This is a genomic window from Sphingomonas larreae, from assembly GCF_051400595.1.
In the GTDB taxonomy this organism is placed as follows: domain Bacteria; phylum Pseudomonadota; class Alphaproteobacteria; order Sphingomonadales; family Sphingomonadaceae; genus Sphingomonas.
The window spans coordinates 416479-437491 of the sequence record NZ_JBLFFI010000001.1 but is presented as its reverse complement, the minus strand read 5'-3'; the positions used below and the strand labels follow the sequence as shown (position 1 = coordinate 437491).

At 68.6% G+C, this 21013-nt stretch carries 22 protein-coding genes; 3 read left to right on the top strand and 19 right to left on the bottom strand.

The window, feature by feature from the left end; translation table 11 throughout:
- Window positions 1–21: 21 nt before the first annotated feature.
- Genes ACMGDM_RS01885 through ACMGDM_RS01875 form a run of 3 tightly spaced genes read right to left on the bottom strand, consistent with a single transcriptional unit; the run spans window position 22 to window position 3733 of the window.
- Complete coding sequence (locus tag ACMGDM_RS01885; RefSeq protein ID WP_436802442.1) at window positions 22–2265, bottom strand: xanthine dehydrogenase family protein molybdopterin-binding subunit; 2244 nt, start codon at window positions 2263–2265, stop codon at window positions 22–24.
- Entirely contained in the window at window positions 2262–3227 is a 966-nt protein-coding gene (locus tag ACMGDM_RS01880) for an FAD binding domain-containing protein (RefSeq protein ID WP_436802441.1), read from the bottom strand. The genes ACMGDM_RS01885 and ACMGDM_RS01880 overlap by 4 nt, the downstream gene beginning before the upstream one ends.
- Entirely contained in the window at window positions 3224–3733 is a 510-nt protein-coding gene (locus ACMGDM_RS01875) for a 2Fe-2S iron-sulfur cluster-binding protein (protein ID WP_436802440.1), read from the bottom strand. The genes ACMGDM_RS01880 and ACMGDM_RS01875 overlap by 4 nt, the downstream gene beginning before the upstream one ends.
- Before the next feature lie 121 nt (window positions 3734–3854).
- Between ACMGDM_RS01875 and ACMGDM_RS01870 the strand changes: the two genes are divergently transcribed.
- Together ACMGDM_RS01870 and ACMGDM_RS01865 are read left to right on the top strand one after the other, a co-directional pair.
- Window positions 3855–4820: a glycerophosphodiester phosphodiesterase gene (locus tag ACMGDM_RS01870; protein WP_436803609.1), complete on the top strand. Its 966-nt coding sequence runs from the start codon at window positions 3855–3857 to the stop codon at window positions 4818–4820.
- Window positions 4820–5098: a hypothetical protein gene (locus tag ACMGDM_RS01865; RefSeq protein ID WP_436802439.1), complete on the top strand. Its 279-nt coding sequence runs from the start codon at window positions 4820–4822 to the stop codon at window positions 5096–5098. Before ACMGDM_RS01870 ends, ACMGDM_RS01865 begins: the two co-directional genes overlap by 1 nt.
- Window positions 5099–5420: 322 nt before the next feature.
- Here the strand turns inward: ACMGDM_RS01865 and ACMGDM_RS01860 are convergent, their stop codons facing one another.
- From ACMGDM_RS01860 to ACMGDM_RS01785, 16 genes are all read right to left on the bottom strand, one after another.
- A complete protein-coding gene (locus ACMGDM_RS01860) occupies window positions 5421–5714 on the bottom strand; it encodes a GCN5-related N-acetyltransferase (RefSeq protein ID WP_436802438.1) in 294 nt (97 codons plus the stop codon).
- Window positions 5715–5724: 10 nt separating this feature from the next.
- Complete coding sequence (gene lpdA, locus ACMGDM_RS01855) at window positions 5725–7125, bottom strand: dihydrolipoyl dehydrogenase (RefSeq protein WP_436802437.1); 1401 nt, start codon at window positions 7123–7125, stop codon at window positions 5725–5727.
- A gap of 19 nt (window positions 7126–7144) precedes the next feature.
- Complete coding sequence (locus tag ACMGDM_RS01850) at window positions 7145–7639, bottom strand: DUF1877 family protein (RefSeq protein WP_436803608.1); 495 nt, start codon at window positions 7637–7639, stop codon at window positions 7145–7147.
- Window positions 7640–7660: 21 nt separating this feature from the next.
- On the bottom strand, window positions 7661–8908 hold the full coding sequence (gene odhB, locus ACMGDM_RS01845) for a 2-oxoglutarate dehydrogenase complex dihydrolipoyllysine-residue succinyltransferase (RefSeq protein WP_436802436.1): 1248 nt from the start codon (window positions 8906–8908) through the stop codon (window positions 7661–7663).
- A 79-nt stretch (window positions 8909–8987) separates the two neighbouring features.
- On the bottom strand, window positions 8988–11960 hold the full coding sequence (locus ACMGDM_RS01840; RefSeq protein ID WP_436802435.1) for a 2-oxoglutarate dehydrogenase E1 component: 2973 nt from the start codon (window positions 11958–11960) through the stop codon (window positions 8988–8990).
- 124 nt (window positions 11961–12084) lie between these two features.
- The gene (sucD, locus tag ACMGDM_RS01835; protein ID WP_436802434.1) at window positions 12085–12975 is read right to left on the bottom strand and encodes a succinate--CoA ligase subunit alpha; all 891 of its coding nucleotides are present in this window, start codon (window positions 12973–12975) and stop codon (window positions 12085–12087) included.
- 66 nt (window positions 12976–13041) lie between these two features.
- Window positions 13042–13338 (bottom strand): GIY-YIG nuclease family protein, encoded by a 297-nt coding sequence (locus ACMGDM_RS01830; RefSeq protein ID WP_436802433.1) that lies wholly within the window; start codon window positions 13336–13338, stop codon window positions 13042–13044.
- A 53-nt stretch (window positions 13339–13391) separates the two neighbouring features.
- Window positions 13392–14357 (bottom strand): malate dehydrogenase, encoded by a 966-nt coding sequence (gene mdh, locus ACMGDM_RS01825; protein ID WP_436802432.1) that lies wholly within the window; start codon window positions 14355–14357, stop codon window positions 13392–13394.
- A 126-nt stretch (window positions 14358–14483) separates the two neighbouring features.
- The gene (gene zapE, locus ACMGDM_RS01820; RefSeq protein WP_436802431.1) at window positions 14484–15578 is read right to left on the bottom strand and encodes a cell division protein ZapE; all 1095 of its coding nucleotides are present in this window, start codon (window positions 15576–15578) and stop codon (window positions 14484–14486) included.
- A 338-nt stretch (window positions 15579–15916) separates the two neighbouring features.
- On the bottom strand, window positions 15917–16699 hold the full coding sequence (locus tag ACMGDM_RS01815) for a succinate dehydrogenase iron-sulfur subunit (protein WP_436802430.1): 783 nt from the start codon (window positions 16697–16699) through the stop codon (window positions 15917–15919).
- A gap of 116 nt (window positions 16700–16815) precedes the next feature.
- Entirely contained in the window at window positions 16816–17307 is a 492-nt protein-coding gene (locus ACMGDM_RS01810) for a VOC family protein (RefSeq protein WP_436802429.1), read from the bottom strand.
- Complete coding sequence (locus tag ACMGDM_RS01805) at window positions 17307–18086, bottom strand: VOC family protein (protein WP_436802428.1); 780 nt, start codon at window positions 18084–18086, stop codon at window positions 17307–17309. Before ACMGDM_RS01805 ends, ACMGDM_RS01810 begins: the two co-directional genes overlap by 1 nt.
- Window positions 18083–18814 carry a DUF1428 family protein gene (locus ACMGDM_RS01800; RefSeq protein ID WP_436802427.1) on the bottom strand — a complete coding sequence of 244 codons (732 nt, stop codon included), beginning with the start codon at window positions 18812–18814 and terminating at the stop codon, window positions 18083–18085. The genes ACMGDM_RS01805 and ACMGDM_RS01800 overlap by 4 nt, the downstream gene beginning before the upstream one ends.
- Window positions 18811–19512: a glutathione S-transferase family protein gene (locus ACMGDM_RS01795; protein ID WP_436802426.1), complete on the bottom strand. Its 702-nt coding sequence runs from the start codon at window positions 19510–19512 to the stop codon at window positions 18811–18813. Before ACMGDM_RS01795 ends, ACMGDM_RS01800 begins: the two co-directional genes overlap by 4 nt.
- A 166-nt stretch (window positions 19513–19678) precedes the next feature.
- The gene (locus tag ACMGDM_RS01790) at window positions 19679–19807 is read right to left on the bottom strand and encodes a hypothetical protein (RefSeq protein ID WP_436802425.1); all 129 of its coding nucleotides are present in this window, start codon (window positions 19805–19807) and stop codon (window positions 19679–19681) included.
- Window positions 19785–20216, bottom strand: coding sequence for a VOC family protein (locus ACMGDM_RS01785; protein WP_436802424.1), 432 nt, complete (start codon window positions 20214–20216; stop codon window positions 19785–19787). Before ACMGDM_RS01785 ends, ACMGDM_RS01790 begins: the two co-directional genes overlap by 23 nt.
- A 140-nt stretch (window positions 20217–20356) precedes the next feature.
- On the opposite strand from ACMGDM_RS01785, the gene ACMGDM_RS01780 reads away from it, so the two are divergent.
- Window positions 20357–20974: a winged helix-turn-helix transcriptional regulator gene (locus ACMGDM_RS01780; RefSeq protein ID WP_436802423.1), complete on the top strand. Its 618-nt coding sequence runs from the start codon at window positions 20357–20359 to the stop codon at window positions 20972–20974.
- The last annotated feature ends 39 nt before the right edge of the window (window positions 20975–21013 follow it).

Sequence of the window (21013 nt, the reverse complement as noted above, 5' to 3'; positions counted from 1 at the left end):
CCGAATTATCCTGCGTTATCCTCAGTCTGGCAGGCCGGGGAGGAGTTTGTCGAGCGTGATCGGATAATCGCGCACGCGAACGCCGGTGGCGTTGTAGATCGCGTTGGCGATCGCCGCGCCCGCGCCCGAGATGCCGAGCTCGCCGATGCCCTTGGCGTGGATCGGATTGGCGTGGTGATCCCGCCCGTCGAGGAACTCGACCTCGAGTTGCGGGATGTCCGCGTTGACCGGGACGTGATATTCGGCGAGATCGCGGTTCACCACCTTGCCGTTGCGACGGTCATGGACCAGCTCCTCGCTCAGCGCGGCGCCGATCCCGAAGGTCATGCCGCCGAGACATTGCGACCGCGCGGTCTTGCGGTTGAGGATGCGCCCTGCCTCGAACACGCCGAGCATCCGCACCACCCGCACCTCGCCGGTCACCGCATTCACCTTCACCTCGGCGAAGTGCGCGCCGTAGCTCGCCTGCCGCACCAGCTTCTCCTGGTGCCCGGGCTGGATCGTGCCGACCACCTTCATGCCGTCGCCGACCAGCTCGGTGATCTCGACGGCGCGGTTCTCGGCGATGGCGCGGCCGTCCTTGAGCGTCAGCTCGTCGGCGTCGACGCCCATCGCCTTGGCCAGCTTCTCGCGCAGCGCTTCGCAGGCGACATAGACCGAGGAGCCCGACGAGCCGGCGCCCCACGAACCGCCTGAGCCCGCCGCGGGCGGCGCCTCGCCGTCGCCAAGATGGACGATCACGCGGTCGAGCGGCAGGCCGAGCGTCTCGGCGGCGATCTGTGCCAGGATCGTGTAGGTGCCCGTGCCGATGTCGGTCATGTCGGTCGACACGATCGCGCGGCCGTCCTTGGTGAGCTCGACCGAGGCCGACGACTTCTGCAGCATGTTCGAGCGCACCGCGGCGGCCACGCCCATGCCGTGGAGCCACTCGCCGCGGCGGTCGCCCGCGGTCTTCTTGCGCGCGGACCATCCGAACGCCTCCGCCCCCCGATCCAGGCACGGCACCAGCTGGCGGCTCGAGAAGGGCACCTTCTTCTCGGGGTCCTGCTCGGGCTCGTTGCGGCGGCGCAGCTCGATCGGGTCGATCCCGATCACCTCCGCCAGCTCGTCCATCGCCGCCTCGAGCGCGAGCATGCCGACCGCCTCGCCCGGCGCGCGCATCGAGCCGGAGAGCAGCCAGTTGAGCCGTACCAGCTTGTGATCGGTCAGCCGGTTCTCCGCGGCGTAAGCGAAGTGCGTGCCGATCCCGGCGGGCTCGAAATAGTCTTCGCCCGGCAGGTTGCTGGCCAGCGTCTCGTGCGCGATCGCGGTAAGCTTGCCGTCATGGTCGGCGGCGAGACGGATGCGCTGCTCGGTGTTCGAGCGACGCACCGTGGCGTCGAACACCTGCTGGCGCGCCATCGCCACCTTGACCGGCCGGTCGAGCCGCTTCGCCGCGATCGCGGCGGCGACGCTCTCGGGCGCGATGCCGAGCTTGGAGCCGAACCCGCCGCCGACGTAGCGCGAGATGATCCGCACCTGATCGTTGGCCACGCCGAGCGCCTGGGCGAGCTGCATCTGGTCCGACGCGACCATCTGGTACGAGCCGTGGAGCGTCAGCTTGCCGTCCTTCCACTCGGCAATCGAGGCATGTGGCTCCATTGCGGCGGAGTTCTGGCTCGGCGTGGTATAGGTCTGGTCGACCGTATAGGCGGAGGACGCCATCGCCGCGTCGACGTCGCCCTGGCTCGACTTGGGTGGGATCTGGTCGGGCGGGGGCCGATCGGCCTCGTCGCGATGCTCCTCGAAGACGAACGCGCCCTCGGCCGGCTGATAGGCGACCTTGACCCGCGCGGCGGCGTCGCGCGCCGCCTCGAACGTCTCTGCGACGACGATCGCGACGATCTCGCCGTGATAGTCGACCTTCTCCACCCCCTGGGTCGGCGCCTTCTTCTCGCCGCCCTGCTGCGGATTGCGGATGAAGCTGGGGTAGTCGGTGATGACGTCGATCACGCCCGGCAACGCCTTCGCCTCGGCCGCGACCACGTCGGTGATCGTGCCCGAGCCGAAGGGCGCGCGCACCAGCACGCCGTAGCTGAGCCGCTCGGCCGGGTATTCCGCCGCATAGGTGGCGCGGCCGGAAACCTTGAGCGGCCCCTCGACGCGGTCGATCGGCTGGCCGATCACGCCCTGCGCGCCACGGTCGAGCAGGCTGTCGGGGAGGGGCTTGTCCATGCGGAGCGAGCGGTGCTCGTCGCGGCCCAGGACCTTGTCGATCAGCGTCATTGCGTGAGATCCCGGAGCGTGGCGATGAGGACGCGCCGCACGAGCGGCAGCTTGAAGTCGTTGGTGCCGAAGCCCTTGGCGCCGTCGAGCAGCGCGTCGGCGGCGGCCTCGAAGGCGGCGGTGCCCGGCGCCTGGCCGACCAGCGCGGCCTCGACGGCGGGGTTGCGCCACGGCATGTGCGCGAGGCCGCCGAAGGCGAGCGCGGCGGAGGCGATCCTGCCGTCCTCGACCGCGATCACCGCGGCGACCGACACGAGCGCGAAGGCGTAGGAGGCGCGGTCGCGCACCTTGCGGTAGGTCTGCTTGCCCTTTGGCGGGGCGGGCAGCTCGACATGGGTGATCAGCTCGCCCGGCTCGAGTACGTTCTCGATGTGCGGCGTGTCGCCGGGCAACCGGTAGAAGTCTGCGATCGGGATGCGGCGCTTGTCACCGTCGCCGCGCTGGGTGACGATCACCGCGTTGAGCGCGCGCATCGCCACCGGCATGTCGCCAGGATGGGTGGCGATACACTGGTCGCTGGTGCCGAGGATCGCGTGGATGCGGTTGAAGCCGCCGATCGCCTCGCAGCCGCTGCCTGGCTCGCGCTTGTTGCAGCCCGCGGCGGTGTCGTAGAAATAATAGCAGCGCGTGCGCTGGAGCAGGTTGCCGCCGGTAGTCGCCTTGTTGCGCAGCTGACCGCTCGCGCCGGCGAGCAAGGCGCGGCTGAGCACCTCATACTTCTCGATTACGCGCGCGTCGGCGGCAAGGTCGCTGTTGGGCACGAGCGCGCCGATGGTGAGCCCGCCGTCCTCGCGCTCCTCGATCTGGTCGAGGTCGAGGCGGCTGATGTCGACCAGCTTCTCCGGCGTCTCGACCTGGAGCTTCATCAGGTCGAGCAGATTGGTGCCGCCCGCGATGAAGCGGCCACCTGCCTGCACCGCTTCCGCGACGCTGCCCGCCCGCGCATAGTCGAACGTCTTCATGCCGTCACCTCGCGCTGCTCGGCAGCGACCTCGCGGATCGCCTCGACGATATTGGGGTAGGCGGCGCAGCGGCAGATGTTGCCGCTCATCCGTTCACTGATCTCGCTTTCGTCAAAGGCTGGGTCGGTGAGGTCGGCGGAGGCGTGGCTGGGCCAGCCCTTCTTCACCTCGTCGAGCATGCCGACGGCGGAGCAGATCTGCCCCGGCGTACAATAGCCGCATTGATAGCCGTCGTGCTTCACGAAGGCGGCCTGGAGCGGGTGGAGGTTCTCAACCGTGCCGAGACCCTCGATCGTCATGATCTCGTCATCCTGGTGCATCACCGCGAGGGTGAGGCAGGCGTTGATGCGGCGACCGTTCACCAACATGGTGCAGGCGCCGCACTGGCCGTGGTCGCAGCCCTTCTTGCTGCCGGTGAGCCCGAGATGCTCGCGGCACAGGTCGAGCAGCGAGGTGCGGACATCGACGTCGGCCTCGTAGGATCTTCCGTTGATGGTGAAGTGCATGGACCAGCCCCTGACTAACATGTGCGAAACGTCGCGGCCGCTCGCCGGGTCCGTGCGAACGATTCTCATGGGCCTGGCGGTGGTGCTGGCGCCGGGCGCGGCGCTGGCGCAGAAGGCGGGGATGACCGCCCCGACCCACCCGCTCATCATCGCGCACCGCGGCGCCAGCGGCGAGCGCCCCGAGCATACGATCGCCAGCTATATGCGCGCGATCGAGCAGGGCGCCAACGTGATCGAGCCCGATCTGGTGCCGACCAAGGACGACGTGCTGGTCGCGCGCCACGAAAACGAGATATCCGAGACCACCGACGTCGCGCAGCATGCAGAGTTCGCTGACCGCCGCACGACCAAGACGATCGACGGTCAGTCGCTGACCGGCTGGTTCGTCGAGGATTTCACGCTGGCTGAGCTGAAGACGCTGCGGGCGAAGGAGCGGCTGCCGCAGCTGCGTCCCGCCAACACCGCATGGGACGGCAAGGAGGCGATCCCGACCTTCGCTGAGGTGATCGCGCTGGCCAAGCAGCATCACGTCGGCATCTATCCCGAGACCAAGCACCCGACCTACTTCCGCTCGATCGGGCACCCGACCGACGCGCTGCTGGTCGCACAGCTGCGTGCCGTTGGCTGGGACTCGCACGAGGCGCCGGTGTTCATCCAGTCGTTCGAGGTCGACAACCTCAAGCGGCTGGCGACGATGACGAAGGTCCGGCTGATCCAGCTCGTCGCCGCCAACGGCGCGCCGGCGGACGGCGCCGCGCCGAGCTATGCCGCGATGGTGACGCCCGCTGGCCTGCGGGCGGTCGCGCGCTACGCGTACGGCCTCGGGCCGGAGAAAGCGATGCTGTGGTCGGGCGCGACCGCGACGCCGCTGGTGCGCGACTCGCACGCGGCGGGGCTCAAGGTGCACCCCTGGACCTATCGCGCCGAGAACGTCTTCCTCGACCCGCGCTTCCGCCGCGGCGAGCAGCCCGCCGTGCACGGCAATCTGGTCGGCGAGATCCGCGCCGCATTGGCGCAGGGCATCGACGGGTTCTTCACCGATTTTCCTGCTATCGGGGCGGAGGCACGGGGGGCGGAGACGAAGTGATGCGAAAGGTTCTGATGGTGATCGCGGCGCTGCCGCTGATGGCGACGGGCGCGTGCGTGCGCACGGCATGGAATGTCGCGACGCTGCCGGTCAAGGCGGCCGGCAAAGGGGCCGACATGATGACGACCAGTGCGAAGGAGCGCGACGAGAAATACGTCCGCCAGCAGCGCAAGCAGGCCGAGCGCGACGAGAAGGAGCGCCGCGAGCGCGAGCAGGCGTGCCGCAAGCATCCGGACCGTTGCCAAGCGGAGCCGGGTGCCGCTGGGGCGGGGCGCTAGAGCGGTCGATCGCCGCGGATGAGGCGAGGGGAGCGCGTCATCTCCGGTGTTCCTGCGCAGGCAGGAACTCAAGAACGCGAGCGGCGCGCTGGGTAACTCTGGGCTCCTGCGTGCGCAGGAGCACGGCTGTGTATATGGCGGGGTCATCTTACCAGATGTCGCCCCGACGAAGGCCGGGGCCCAGTTGGGAAGGCAGATGTGAGATCCACCGCCGTCCCCAACTGGACCCTGGCTTTCGCCGGGCCGACGCTTGGTTGTGGTGGGTTGCGGGGCGATCCGCTGGCAATGGCAAGGCGTGGAGATCGCGTGCGCGAGTTGCGCGCTAGCCCTTTCCCCGCCACGCCAGTGACTGTCGGTTCAGCGCCGCAAGGTCCGCCTCGCCCGCCACGACCGCCTCACCGAGCGCGACGGCGGCATCCAGCTGCGCGTCCGTGGCGTGGCGGTAAGCCGGGCGCGCTCCAATCGCGTCATACCAGCGCCCTCCGCAGGCATGATCGAGCAGGATGCGCTGGAAGCAATGATCCGCGCGCACCGGCCAGCTGCGCTCGCGTGCCAGCCCGGGCATCACCTCGCGGGTGAGCGCGAGCCAGCGGCGCTCGCGCTCCCCCCGCGTCATGCCGGCCGGCTCAGATGTGGATCGGCTTGCCGGTGACCGCCATCGCGGCCTCCTTGATCGCCTCCGAGTGCGTCGGGTGCGCGTGGCAGGTGTAGGCGATGTCCTCGCTGGTGGCGCCGAACTCCATCGCCTGCGCCGCCTGCGCGATCATCGTCCCGCCGACCGTGGCGATGCACCACACGCCGAGCACACGGTCGGTCTGGGCGTCGGCGATCACCTTCACGAAGCCGTCGGGTTCATGGTTGGTCTTGGCGCGGCTGTTGGCCATCATCGGGAACTTGCCGACCTTCACCTCGCCGCGCTCGCGCGCGACCTCCTCGGTGAGGCCCACGCCCGCGATCTCGGGCCAGGTGTAGACCACCGAGGGGATCACGTCGTGGTTCACGATGCCGTGCTGGCCCGCGATGTTCTCGGCCACCGCGATGCCCTCGTCCTCGGCCTTGTGCGCGAGCATCGGGCCGGGGACGACGTCGCCGATCGCCCAGATGCCATCGACCTTGGTGCGGAAGTCGTGGTCGATCTCGACCTGGCCGCGCTGGTTGGTGGCGAGCCCGGCGGCCTCGAGGTTGAGCCCGTCGGTATTGGGGCGCCGCCCGATCGACACCAGCACGCAATCGGCCTCGAGCGTGCTCGCCTCGCCGCCCTGCGCGGGCTCGAGCGTCAGCACCGCCTTGCCGCCCTCGACCGCGACGTTGGTCACCTTGGTCGAGAGCTTGAATTCGATCCCCTGCTTCTTGAAGATCTTGTTCGACTCCTTGCGAATGTCGCCGTCGAAGCCGGGCAGGATCTGGTCGAGGAACTCGACGCAGGTCACCTTGGCGCCGAGCCGGCGCCACACCGAGCCGAGCTCTAGGCCGATCACGCCGCCGCCGATGACCACTAAATGCTCGGGCACGCGCGGCAGCTCGAGCGCGCCGGTCGAGTCGACCACCACCTGCTGGTCGATCGTCACGCCGGGCAGCGCGGTGACCGACGAGCCGGTCGCGATCACGATGTTCTTGGCGGTGACGCGCTGGTCGCCCACCGTAACGCTGTGCGCGTCCTGGAACGCGGCGCGACCCTTGAGCCAGGTCACCTTGTTCTTCTTGAACAGATATTCGATGCCGCCGGTGAGCTGCTTCACCGCATCGCGGCGCTGCCCGTGCATCGTCTCGAGGTCGAGCTCGACCTGGGTCTTGATCCCCAGCTTGGCCATCGCGCCGTTGGCGGCATGGTCGTACAGCTCGGAGGCGTGGAGCATCGCCTTCGAGGGGATGCAGCCGACGTTGAGGCAGGTGCCGCCCAGCGTCTCGCGGCTCTCGGCGCAGGCGGTGCGGAGCCCGAGCTGCGCGGCGCGGATCGCGGCGACATAACCGCCCGGCCCGGCGCCGATCACGAGGACGTCATAGTCGTACTGCTGTTCGTCAGCCATGTTCGCTTTCCCGCATCCTTCAGCTGAGGACCCGAAGGGCCCCGTCGCCGGCCGCCGCACCATCCGCGGCCCATTGTCTCAGAGCCGGTACGCTCTGCATGATGTAATCAAGTGCATCCGACCCTTCATCTAGGAAGTCGTCGGCCAGATACACCTCGGCCGCGGCCATCGCCGCAGCGTCGTATCGCTCCCGCAGCGTCCTATCGTCTACCTGCGCCAACGCGGCAGCGAAAACCGCTAGGCGCTCGGGCGTGACGATCGAGAACTCGAACGATCCGACCGGTCCCGTTCGAATAAACGGCGTCTTCTCGGCGATCAGGCCGAGCGGATGATCGCCGCTCGTCGCCCCCTCCGTGAGAAGGAAATGCAACGCGTCCCACGCCTTGTCGAAGTCGATCAGCGCGGCGTCGTTACCTTCGCCCTCGTCGGGGAAGAAGAACGGCTCGGCCGACGCCGGGTCGGCGCTGAACCGCTCGATCTCCGCCGGTGTGGCCCGGCGCAGGTACATCACCATGCCCACCGGCGCCGCCTCCCATCACAGGTCGATCAGAATCCGCGTCGGGTCCTCGATCGCGTTCTTCAGCGCGACCAGGAAGGTCACCGCCTCGCGGCCGTCGATCAGGCGGTGGTCGTAGCTCAGCGCCAGGTACATCATCGGGCGCACCACCACCTGGCCGTCGCGGACCACCGGGCGCTCCTCGATGCGGTGCAGGCCGAGCACCGCCGACTGCGGCGGGTTGATGATCGGGGTCGACATCAGCGAGCCGAACACGCCGCCGTTCGAGATCGTGAAGGTGCCGCCCTTCATCTCGTCCATCTTGAGCGTGCCGTCCTTGGCGCGCTTGCCGAAATCGCCGATCGTCTTCTCGATGCCCGCGACCGACAGCGCCTGCGCGTCGCGGATCACCGGCACGACCAGCCCGTTGGGCGCCGAGACCGCGACCGAGATGTCGGCGTAATCGTGGTAGACGATCTCGTCGCCCTCGATCGAGGCGTTGACCGATGGGATGTCCTTCAGCGCCATCGTCGCGGCCTTCACGAAGAAGCCCATAAAGCCGAGCCGCACGCCGTGCTTCTTCTCGAACAGGTCCTTGTACTTGGCGCGCGCCTCGATCACCGCGGTCATGTCGACGTCGTTGAACGTCGTCAGCATCGCGGCGCTGTTCTGCGCTTCCTTCAAGCGCTTGGCGATCGTCTGGCGCAGCCGCGTCATCTTGACGCGCTCTTCCTTGCGGCCGCTCGACGCCGCGACCGAAGGCGGCTGCGGCGCCGGCGCGGCGGGCGCGTCGGCGGGCTTGGTCGAGGCGGCGGCGGCGACGTCCTCCTTGGTCAGGCGGCCGTCCTTGCCGGTGCCCTTCACGGTCGAGGGATCGACGCCATGCTCGAGCACCGCGCGGCGCACCGACGGCGACAGCGCGGCGGGCGCGTTGGTGGTCACCGGCGTCTCGCCGTGATTGCCATAGCCGCCCGCGACCGGCGCGGCCGCCTGCGGCGCGCTCGCGGCCGGGGCGGGAGCAGGGCTGGCCGACGCGGCGGCGGCGCCGTCGCCGCTCTCGATCGTCGCAATCAGTGCGCCGACCTCGACCGTGTCACCCACCTTCACCGCGTGCTGGCCCATCACGCCCGCAACGGGGGAGGGCACCTCGACCGAGACCTTGTCGGTCTCGAGGCTGGCGATGGGCTCGTCGGCGGCGACCGCCTCGCCCGGCTGCTTCAGCCACTCGCCGACCGTGGCCTCGGTGATCGACTCGCCCAGCGTGGGGACCAGAACTTCGGTTGCCATTGTGTACCTCGTCATCCCGAGCGCGGGGTCTAGCATCAAACGGGGCGCCCCGGCACGATGCCGGAGCGCGGGGATCGGATCAGGAGGAGGGCTGCGCCGCCTTCTTGGTGGTGTCGAGCTCGCGCGTGCGGCGGATCTCGTCGCGCACGTTATGCCCGAGCGCGTCGGCGATCAGTGCACCCTGCTCGGCCTGGTGGCGCTTCATCAGCCCGGTCGCGGGCGACGCGGCGGCGGCGCGGCCGGCGTAGCGCGGGCGCGCCACGCGCGACTTCGCAAGCCCAAGCGCCTCCTCGATCAACGGCTCGACGAAGAACCAGTAACCGTTGTTGCGCGGCTCCTCCTGCGCCCAGATCACTTCCTCCAGCACGGTCAGGCGCGACAGCCGCTCGGCCAGCGCGTCGGTGGGGAACGGGTAGAGCTGCTCGATGCGGACGATTTGCGTCTCGGTGTCACCCGCCGCGTCGCGCGCCTCGATCAGGTCGTACGCCACCTTGCCGGTGCACAGCACCAGCCGCTTGGTCTGCGCGTCGGGCGCGCCGTTGGTGTCCGACAGGATGCGTCGGAAGTGCGTGTCGCCGACGAAGTCCGCCGCGCTGCTGACCGCCAGCTTGTGCCGCAGCAGCGACTTGGGCGTGAACACGATCAGCGGCTTGCGGAAGTTGCGGTGCATCTGCCGGCGCAGCAGGTGATAATAATTCGCCGGGGTGGTGCAGTTGGCGACCTGGATGTTGTCGCCCGCGCACAGCTGGAGGAAGCGCTCCGGACGCGCCGAGCTGTGCTCAGGGCCCTGGCCCTCGTAGCCATGCGGCAGCAGCATCACCAAACCGTTGGCGCGCAGCCACTTGGCCTCGCCCGCGGCGATGAACTGGTCGATCATGATCTGCGCGCCGTTGACGAAGTCGCCGAACTGCGCCTCCCACAGCACCAGCGTCTTCGGGTCGGCGAGCGCATAGCCGTACTCGAAGCCGAGCACGCCATATTCGGACAGCGGGCTGTCGAGCACCTCGAAGCTGCCGTGCGGCACGGTCCAGAGCGGCACGTATTTGTGCTCGTCATTCTGGTCGACCCACACCGCGTGGCGCTGCGAGAAGGTGCCGCGGCCCGAGTCCTGGCCAGACAGGCGCACGCCATAGCCCTCGTGGAGCAGCGAGCCGAACGCCAGCGCCTCGCCGGTGGCCCAGTCGAAATTCTCGCCGGTGGCGAACATCTGGCGCTTGGCGTCGAGCACACGCGCGAGCGTCTTGTGGATCGTGATGCTGTCCGGGACGGTCGTCAGCGTGCGGCCGATCGAATCGAACAGTTTCTGCTCGATCCCGGTATCGACGCTGCGGCGCGAACTCTCCGCGTCGGCCGGCGCGTGCAGCCCCGACCAGCGGCCCGCGAACCAGTCCGCCTTGTTGGGCTTGTAGCTCGCGCCCGCCTCGAACTCACCCTCGAGCAGATTGGTAAACTGGCCGACATTGTCGTCGATGAACGCCTGGTCGACCACGCCCTCGGCGATCAGCCGCTTGCCGTAGATCTCGCTCACCGGCGGATGGCTGCGGATCGCCTTGTACATCAGCGGCTGGGTGAAGCCGGGCTCGTCGCCCTCGTTGTGGCCGAAGCGGCGATAGCACCACATGTCGATCACGACGTCGCGGTGGAACTTCTGGCGATATTCGATCGCGATCTTGGTCGCGAAGGTGACCGCCTCGGGATCGTCGCCGTTGACGTGGAAGATCGGCGCCTGGACGCCCTTGGCCACGTCCGACGGATAGGGCGACGAGCGCGCGAACTGCGGGCTGGTGGTGAAGCCGATCTGGTTGTTGATGACGAAGTGGACGCAGCCGCCGGTGTTATAGCCGCGGATGCCCGAGAAACCGAAACACTCCCAGACGATGCCCTGGCCCGCGAAGGCGGCGTCGCCGTGGATCAGCACCGGCAGCGAGCGCGCGTGCGTGTCGAGGTCCTTGGCGATGGTCTGGATCGCGCGGATCTTGCCGAGCACCACCGGGTCCGCCGCCTCGAGGTGCGACGGGTTGGCGACCAGCGACATATGGACGTGGTGCCCGTCGAACTCGCGATCGGTCGAGGTGCCGAGGTGATACTTCACGTCACCCGAGCCGCCGATGTCGTCGGGGTGCGCCGAACCGCCCGCGAACTCGTGAAAGATCACGCGCAGCGGCTTGGCCATCACGTTGGCGAGCACGTTGAGCCGGCCCCGGTGCGCCATGCCGAACACGATCTCGTTGACGCCCGCGGCGCCGCCGTACTTGATCACGCTCTCGAGCGCGGGGATCATGCTCTCGCCGCCGTCGAGCCCGAAGCGCTTCGTGCCGACGTACTTGCGGCCGAGGAACTTCTCCCACTGCTCGGCCTCGATCACCTTGGTAAGGATCGCCTTCTTGCCGGCGGTGGTGAACTCGACGCCCTTGTCCTTGCCCTCCATCCGCTCCTGGAGGAACTTGCGCTCCTCGACATCGGCGATGTGCATATACTCGAGGCCGACATTGCCGCAGTAATTGGCGCGGAGCGTGTCGACCACCTCGCGGATCGTCGCCCATTGCAGCCCGAGCGAGCCGCCGAGATAGACGGGCCGGTCGATGTCGGCGTCGGAGAAGCCGTGATAGTCGGTCTTGAGGTCGGCGGGCAGCTCGCGCGCCGAAGACAGGCCGAGCGGATCGAGGTTGGCGGCGAGATGCCCGCGCACGCGATAGGTGCGGATGAGCAGCTGCGCGCGGATCGAGTCCGCCGCGGCCTTGACGATCGCGTCCTGCGACGGGGCAGGGGCTGCCGGCGCGGCGGGCGCGGGCTTGCCGCCCTTGGCGGGCTTGGGCGCTGGCTCCATCTGCGTCGGGTCGAGCCCGGCGGTGAGGTCGTCGGTGGTGGTGAGCGGCCAGCGCTTGCTCTGCCATGACGGCGCGTTCATCGACCCCTCCAGCCCCTCGAAGAAGCTGCGCCAACCGGTCTCGACCGAGTCGGGCGATTCCTTGAAGCGGGCGTACAGCGCGTCGATGAACGCCGGGCTGACGTTACCCGCGATATCGCTGAAATCCTGGCCTTCGTAGCCCATGTCACGCATCCTCGACCGCTCGACTATTGGGGTCGCCACCCCGGCGCGAGGCCGGGGTCCAGGGCCGCGAACGGCCCGCTGGCCGCCCTGGATCCCGGTCTGCGCCGGGATGACGTCAGTTCAATTACTTATTGAGCACGCTCAGCAGCGTCGAGCCCAGCTCGCTGGGGCTCGCCGCGACCTTGATGCCGGCCGCTTCCATCGCCGCGATCTTGTCCTCGGCGCCTCCCTGGCCGCCCGAGACGATCGCGCCCGCGTGGCCCATGCGGCGCCCCGGGGGCGCGGTGCGGCCCGCGATGAAACCCGCCATCGGCTTGCTGCGGCCGCGCTTCGCCTCGTCGCGGAGGAACTGCGCCGCCTCTTCCTCGGCCGAGCCGCCGATCTCGCCGATCATGATGATCGACTGGGTCGCCTCATCGGCGAGGAACAGCTCGAGCACGTCGATGAAGTTGGTGCCGTTGACCGGGTCGCCGCCGATGCCCACCGCGGTGGTCTGGCCGAGCCCGGCGTTCGAGGTCTGGAACACCGCCTCATAGGTCAGCGTGCCCGAGCGCGACACGACGCCGACCGAGCCCTGCTTGAAGATGTTGCCCGGCATGATGCCGATCTTGCACTCGCCCGGGGTCAGCACGCCGGGGCAGTTCGGCCCGATCAGCCGTGACTTGCTGCCCGACAGCGCGCGCTTGACGCGGACCATGTCGAGCACCGGGATGCCCTCGGTGATCGCGACGATCAGCGGCACCTCGGCGTCGATCGCCTCAAGGATCGAGTCCGCGGCGAAGGGCGGCGGCACGTAGATCACCGACGCATTGGCGCCGGTCTTGGCGACCGCCTCGGCGACGGTGTCGAAGTTCGGCAGGCCGAGCTCCTCGTGCGTGGTGCCGCCCTTGCCGGGCGTGACGCCGCCGACCATCTGCGTGCCATAGTCCAGCGCCGCCCTGGTGTGGAAGGTGCCGGTCTTGCCGGTCATCCCCTGGGTGATGACCTTGGTGTTCTTGTCGACGAGGATGCTCAAGTCCGTCTCCCTAGATCGGGCGATGTTCGTGCCCCGGCGAAGGCCGGGGCCCAGTTGCGATGGCGGTCATGGCGACGCGATGCGATCGTACAGGTCGTCCCAATCGGGATTGAGTCCTTCGATCTCGCGCAGCTTCCACGCCCGCTTCCACTCCTTCATCTGCAGCTCGCGATGCCGGGCTGCCTCGATGCTCTCATGCGCCTCGTACCAGACGAGACGATGACAATAATGCTTTTTGGTGAAGCCGCCGATGACGCCGCTGCGATGCTCCCAGATGCGTCTGGGCAGGTCGCTGGTGACGCCGATGTAGATCGTGCCGTTTCGTCCGCTCGCCATGATGTAGACGAAGCCGGCCTTCTCCACCTCGGGACTTCTCCCAACTGGGCCCCGGCCTTCGCCGGGGCACAGCTAATCGTTCAGGCCCCCAGCGAGCCGTCGATGCCCTTGCACGCCACGAGCAATTCCTTGACCGCGTCGACCGAGACCTGGAGATTGGCCTTGGCCTCGTCCGACAGCGAGACCTCGACGATCTTCTCGACGCCGGCTGCGCCGATCACCACCGGCACGCCGACGTACAGGTCGTCCACGCCGTACTGGCCCGAGAGATGCGCCGCCGCGGGCAGGATGCGCTTCTGGTCGTAGAGATAGGCCTCGGCCATCGCGATGCCGCTGGTCGCCGGCGCGTAATAAGCCGAGCCGGTCTTCAGCAGCGCGACGATCTCGCCGCCGCCGCCGCGCGTGCGCTTGATGATCTCGTCGACCTTCTCCTTGGTGGAGAAGCCCATCGCGATCAGGTCGCTGACCGGGATGCCGCTGACGGTCGAATATTCGAGCACCGGCACCATCGTGTCGCCGTGGCCGCCGAGCACGAACGTGTTCACGTCCTTGACCGACACGCCGAACTCCTCGGCGAGGAAGTGGCTGAAGCGCGCGGAGTCGAGCACGCCCGCCATGCCGACCACCTTCTGGTGCGGCAGGCCGGAGAATTCGCGCAGCGCCCAGACCATCGCGTCGAGCGGGTTGGTGATGCAGATCACGAAGGCGTCGGGCGCGTTGTCGCGGATGCCCTCGCCAACCGCCTTCATCACCTTGAGGTTGATGCCGAGCAGGTCGTCACGGCTCATGCCGGGCTTGCGCGCGACACCGGCGGTGACGATGATCACGTCGGCGCCGGCGATATCGGCGTAATCGTTCGAGCCCTTGATCGAGGCGTCGAAGCCCTCGACCGGGCCGCACTGGCTGAGGTCCAGCGCCTTGCCCTGGGGAACGCCCTCGACCACGTCGAACAGGACGATGTCGCCGAGACCCTTGAGTGCTGCGAGGTGCGCGAGCGTGCCGCCGATATTACCGGCGCCGATCAGCGCAATCTTCTTCCGGGCCATCCCATCCCTCTCTGATGCCGAGCCGTGAATGGAACAGCCGCCTACGCCCTTCGGGCGCATCCGGCAACCCGCTAAAACACCGCGGCTCAAACTAGTGCTGCAATTCGTTCGCAGGAGCAATAAGCTTCAGCCGGTGCCGTGACCCTCGCTCAAGTAGCTCTCCGATCGCATCTCCTCGAGCCGGCTGGCGGTGCGGCGGAACTCGAACGCGCCGTCGCCGCGCGGGTAGAGCTGATCGGGCTCGGCGTCCGCGGCGGCGAGCAGCTTAACCTTATGTTCGTACAGCGCGTCGATCAGCGCGACGAACCGCGCCGCCTCGTTGCGGTTGTCCGGACCCAGGATCGGGATGCCGACGAGGATCACGGTGTGGTAGCGCCGCGCGATCGCGAGATAGTCGGAGGCGCCACGCGCCTCGCCGCACAATTTCTTGAAGGCGAAGACCGCCACCCCCTTGAGCGTCTTGGGGACGCGCAGCGTCCGGCCCTGCACCACCAACTCCTCGCTGGGGACGTGATTGCGGTCCTCGGGCGGATAGTCGGTGAGGCGGTAGAAAGCGGCGGAGAGCTCCGCGGTGGCCTGCTCACCGTTGGGGACGAGCCAGGTCTTGTGCGCGCCCAGCCGGTCGCGGCGGTAATCGACCGGGCCGTTGAGCGCGAGCACGTCGAGCCGTTCCTCCACGAGCGCGATGAAGCCGAGAAAATGCTCCCGGTTCAGTCCGTTCTTGTAGAGGTCGGCGGGCGCGCGGTTGGAGGTGGTGACGACGGTCACGCCGGCCTCGATCAGCGCGGTGAACAGCCGCGACAGGATCATCGCGTCGGGCGAGTTGGTCACCATCATCTCGTCGAAGGCGAGCAGCTGCGCCTCGTCGGCGAGTGCCTCGGCGACGGGAAGGATCGGATCGCCTTCCTCCTTGCGCCGCTCGACCGCGATCCGCGCATGAACCTCGAGCATGAACTCGGCGAAGTGGACGCGTCGCTTCTTCGCCACCGCGACATTGGCGAAGAACAGGTCCATCAGCATCGACTTGCCGCGGCCGACGTCGCCCCAGAGATAGACTCCCGTGGCGGGAACGCGACGACGCCGGAACAGGCCGATGGTGCGGGGCTTCTCGAGCTCCTGCGCGAGCGCGTCGAGCCGGAGCGCGGCGGCTTCCTGCTCGGGATCGGGGCGGAGTTCGTCGTCGGCGATGAGGCGCCGGTATGCGTCACTTACTTTACCCATCGTCACCCTTTGCGGCGCTGCACCGCAGCATAGTGACGTCTGTGGGGATAGCAGACGAGGGGATCAAGCCTCGCGACGGTGACGTTATGTGACGGCGGTGGAGCGGCACCTGACCCGCGACGGGGGTGACGCGTTCGATGCTGCCTTCTTGTCTCCCGTCACGACCACCCCGGCGAACGCCGGGGTCCAGGTGGGAGGCGGTAGTTAAATTTACGATGGCCTTCCCTACTGGACCCCGGCGTTCGCCGGGGTGGTCTGGAAAAGGGGAAGGCGCATCTAACGATACAGGAGGGGCTGACCTCACGAACAGCGCGGCCCGCCGCGCCCGGGCCCTCCGATCAGACGATCCGCTCGACTTCCATTTTCTTGATCTCGGCGATCGCCTTGGCGGGCGACAGCCCCTTGGGACAGACGTTGGCGCAGTTCATGATCGTATGGCAGCGGTAGAGGCGGAAGGGGTCCTCCAGCGCGTCGAGCCGCTCGCCGGTCATCTCGTCGCGGCTGTCGGCGAGCCAGCGATAGGCCTGGAGCAGGATCGCGGGGCCGAGGAACTTGTCCGAGTTCCACCAGTAGCTCGGGCAGGAGGTCGAGCAGCAGGCGCACAGGATGCATTCGTACAGGCCGTCGAGCTTGGCGCGTTCCTCGGGTGACTGCAGCCGCTCCTTGCCCGCGGGCGGCGGCGTCACCGTCTGCAGCCACGGCGTGATCGACGCATATTGAGCGTAGAAGCGCGTAAAGTCGGGGACGAGGTCCTTGATCACGTCCATCGCCGGCAGCGGCGTGATCTTGATCTCGCCCTTCACGTCCTCGATCGCGGTGGTGCAGGCGAGGCCATTGCGCCCGTCGATGTTCATCGAGCACGAGCCGCAGATGCCCTCGCGGCACGAGCGGCGGAACGTCAGCGAGCTATCCTGCTCCGACTTGATCTTTATGAGCGCGTCCAGGACCATAGGGCCGCACTCGTCAAGATTGACCTCGAACGTGTCGTAGCGTGGATTTTCGCCCGAGTCGGGGTCGTAGCGATAGACCTTGAAGTTGCGCATCGTGCCGCCGGGCTGCGGCGACGGGTGCTTGCGACCGCCCTTGATCTTGCTGTTCTTGGGGAGCGTGAACTCGGCCATGCGCGTCTCTACTTCATTGGGCCGTCGGCGCGCAGGAGGCGCACCGGCGCCGTTCGTGGGCGGGTACACGATCGCGGCGCTGGCCGCAAACGTGACCAATGCCGCCTACCTAGAGATTATGGCCGCGCGCTCAAGAGGCGATCGCGCGCTCCAGTGCCGCGACATCGATCCGCACCATCGCCATCATCGCCATCATCGCCTGCATCGCGCGCGCCGTGCACCGGATCCTGCATCAGCTCACCGAGGCGGCGCGGCACGATCTGCCACGCCACGCCCCAGCGATCCTTGATCCAGCCGCACGCCACCTCGGTGCCGCCGTTCGCCAGGATCGCGTCCCAGCAGCGGTCGACCTCGGCCTGGTCGACGCAGTCGATCTGGAGCGACATCGCCTCGCTATGCGCCGGACCGGCACCGCCGTTGAGCATCGCGAACGACCGCCCCGCGAGCGTGAAGGTGACGGTGCGCACGTCGCCCGCCTTGCCCGCAGGATAGTCCGCCGGCGCGCGCGACACCCCCGTGATCGCGCTGCCGGGGACCAGCCCGGTGTAGAAGGCGGCCTGCTCCTCCGCGGTGCCGTCGCACCACAGCCACACCGACACCTTGTCCATCACGCCCGCCGCTCGCCGACGAAGCCGAACGCCGCGCCCTCCGGATCGACCGCGACCACCGAAAAGCTGCCGCCAGGGATCTCGTCCGGCCCTTGGACAACGCGACCGCCCGCGCCGGTCAGCCGCTCCACCGCGGCGTCGACGTCGTCGACCATGAAGTAAAATTGCCAGCCCGGCCCTTTCTCGGCGAAGCTGTTCATCGTCGCGCCGAGACAAATCGTGCCCGAGTGGACGAACTTATAGTCGCCAAGCGCCCCCATCGGCATCGCGCCCTCGTGTCGCCAGCCGAACAGCCCGGCGTAGAAGGCGAGCGCGGCGTCCTGATCGGGTGCGGTGAGCTCGTTCCACACCGCATGGCCGGCCGTAGCGGTGTCGGCGTCGCGGAAGGCGCGCGACTCATCCTCGCCGCTCGCGCGCATGACGTAGAAGGGCGTGCCGTCCGGGTCCGCCACCAGCGCGATCCGCCCGACCTCGGGGATGTCGGTCGCCGACATCGCCACCGCGCCGCCTGCGGCGGTGACCCGCTCCACCGTGGCGTCGACGTCGTCGGCGGCAAGGTAGAACAGCCAGCCCGGTGCCATCGGCGCGTCCGGCGGCACTGCCATCAGCCCTGCCACGCCGTCGCCGTCGGACGCGGCGAGCACGCGATAGTCCGGGACGGCGGCAAGCTGTGGCCGTTCCACTGACCAGTTCAGCACGTGCGTGTAGAAATCCTCCGCCGCGTCGGGGTCGCGCGCCAGCAGCTCGTACCAGATCGGCAGTCCCTCTCGATCGGTCATCCTCTCTCTCCCTCAGCCAGATGGAGCGGCGCGAAGCCGCCGTAGATCATGCGCTTGCCATCGAACGGCAGCGGCGTCGGCAGGTTCGCCATGCGCTCGTCCGCCATCACCAGCGGGGTCGCGCGGTCGCGCGTGGCGCGGTCGGGCCACTCGACCCAGGAGAAGATGACGGTCTCCTCCTCCTGCGCCAGCGCGGCGCGCCGGAAATCGACCGTCTCGCCGGCAAGGAGGTCATCGCCCCACGCCTCGACGTGACGGATCGCGCCATGGTCGAGGAACACCGGCGAGGAGGCTTCCGCCAGCGCCACGTAATCGGCGCGACGCGTCAGCGGCACCGGCAGGACATAGCCGTCGACGAAGCCGGGCGCGGCGCCGCGCCCGGTGTCGACGATCACCTCGAAGCCGCCGCGGATCATGCGCGAGAAGTCGAACGGCGGCAGGCCAAGCGCGGCGAGCCGCGCGTCGGTGACGATTGTGTGGCCGAAAGCGTCGCGCGCGGCGCGGTCGGCGAACTCGATCCAGCCGAGGCTGGGCGTCTCGTCGGCGCCGAGCCGCACCGCGCCGGCGATGTCGTTGCGCTCGCACGCGGGCACGTCCTCGCCCCAGGTGTCGACCACGCGGCAAGCGCCATGCTCGCGCACGATCGTCGCGGCGACGCGCGCGTGCTCGGCGAAGCGCTGGCGCGCCGCGATGGCGACCGGGGTGATGAAGCCATCAATATAGCTCATGCGAGCTGCTCCGCGCGCGCCGCCCGCTTGGCGATCCACTCGGCGAAGCCCGGCGGTGGGCTGCCCGTGAAGCCGGCGAGCTGATCGGCGAGCGCGCGGCGGAAGGCCGGGCGCGCCTCACCGCGCGCGACATAAGCGGCGAGCGTCGGCTGCGCGGCGAGCAATGGGTGGTCGCGCAGGATGCGCAGCACCCCGACCATCAGCAGGTCACCCGCGGAGAAGGCGCCGTCATACCATTCGCGCTCGCCCAGCCGCGCCGCCACCTCGCTCAGCCGTTCGGTGATCCGCGCCTCCACCGCGGGGAGGCGCGGCTTCGACCAGGGCTGGTCCGCCTCGAACAAGGTGGCAATCGCGTGATCCATGATCGGCGGCTCGACCGTGTTCAGCGCGGCGAAGGCCCATTCGGTGGCACGCGCGCGGCCGACGCGATCGTCGGGCAGCAGCCCGTCGCGGCTGTCGGCGAGATGCAGCACGATCGCGCCCGACTCGTAGAGCACGAGCTCGCCCTCCTCATAGGTCGGCACCTGGCCGAACGGCTGGCGCGCGCGGTGCGGTGCCGCCTTCTGCTCGCCCTGCGCGAGATAGCGCACGCGATAGGGCTGGCCGACTTCTTCCAAGGCCCAGCGCACGCGCAGGTCGCGCACCTGGCCGCGCGCGAAATCGGGTACCCAGTCGAACGCGGTGATCACGGGTTGCATGGGAGCCTCTCCTTGATCTTCTTCAACGAACCGCTCGCGACACCAAGCTTATGCTCCCGCGAACGAGGGAGCCCAGTGGCCGAGAAAGCTTCGAGCCGTTGCTCTGCTTGGCAGTGGATCCCCGCGTTCGCGGGCAAACACGGGGCGCGCCGTCGCGGGGGATCGGCTAAGCGGTCAGCGCCGCCGCCTGCCACAGCAGCGCGGCGGTCAGCGCGAAGGCGGCCAGCCCGAGCGGCAGCGGCCGATCGAGTGCGCGCCGCGCGGCGCCGCGGCTAGGCCGGCACCGCAGCGTCATGCTGCTCGGCCGGCTTTGCGTTCGGGTCCATGTGCATCACCTCCCAGCCGTGGCCGTCGAGATCGTCAAAGGCGCGGCCGTACATGAAGCCCCTGTCGTCGGCGCCGTGCAGCTCGCGTCCGCCCGCCGCCAGCGCCGCCGCGCCGAGCCGGTCGACCTCGTCGCGCGAGGCGCAGGACAGGCAGAGCAGCGCCGCGCTGGTGGTGCGCGTGTCCGCGATCGCCTTGGGCGTGAAGGTGCGGTAGAAATCGTGCCCGAGCAGCATCACCCAGATCGAGTCCGACCAGATCATGCCGGACGCCTGGTCGTTCGAGAAGTCCGGGTTCCGCACGAAGCCCAACGCCTCGTAGAAGCGGGTCGACGCGGCCACGTCGGCTACCGGCAGGTTCACAAAAATCACCCTCTCCATGGTGCGATCTCCCTCGCTCGTCCCTTGTGCGATCCTGCTGCGCATGGTTATTTAAAGCAACCATGAAGTTAGAAAATGTAACAAAAAGGCCTGTCGCTCGCGAGCGTTGGTACGATGACGCCTGCGGGACCGCTTTGGCGATGGAACTGCTCGGTGAGCGCTGGGCGCTGCTGATCGTGCGCGAGCTGATGTTCGGGCCGCGCCGCTTCACCGAGTTGCGCGCCGGCCTGCCCGGGATCAGCGCCAACGTGCTGACCCAGCGACTCGAGCGGCTCGCGGCGACGGCGGTGGTGGAAAAGGTGGAGCTGCCCGGCCGCGCCACCGGCTATGCGCTAACCGAGTGGGGCTATGAGGCCGAGCCCGCGATCATGACGCTGGGGCGCTGGGCAGCGCGTTCGCCCGACCACGATCCGACGCTGCCGCTGTCGGCCGCCTCGATGATGATGTCGCTGCGCACGATGCTCGATCTCGCGCGCGCTCCCGCGCCGATGACCATCGGCTTCCTGTTCGGACGCGACTCGTTCGTGGCGCGACTTGCCGACGGCGCGCTGCCGATCGAGCGCGCGCCCGCCACCGGCGACGCCGTGTTCGACACCGATCCGCAGACCATGGCCGCGATCGTCTACGGCAAGCTGCCGATCGCCACGGCCGAGGCGGCGGGCAGCCTGCGCTTCGATGGCGATCGCGCCGCGGCGGAGGCGTTCATCGACCTGTTTCACCTGCCGGCCAAGGCAACCGCGGCGCCCGCGGCGGGTTGACGCCGGCGCGTTCCGTTCCCACTGGAACGGCATCCTCCA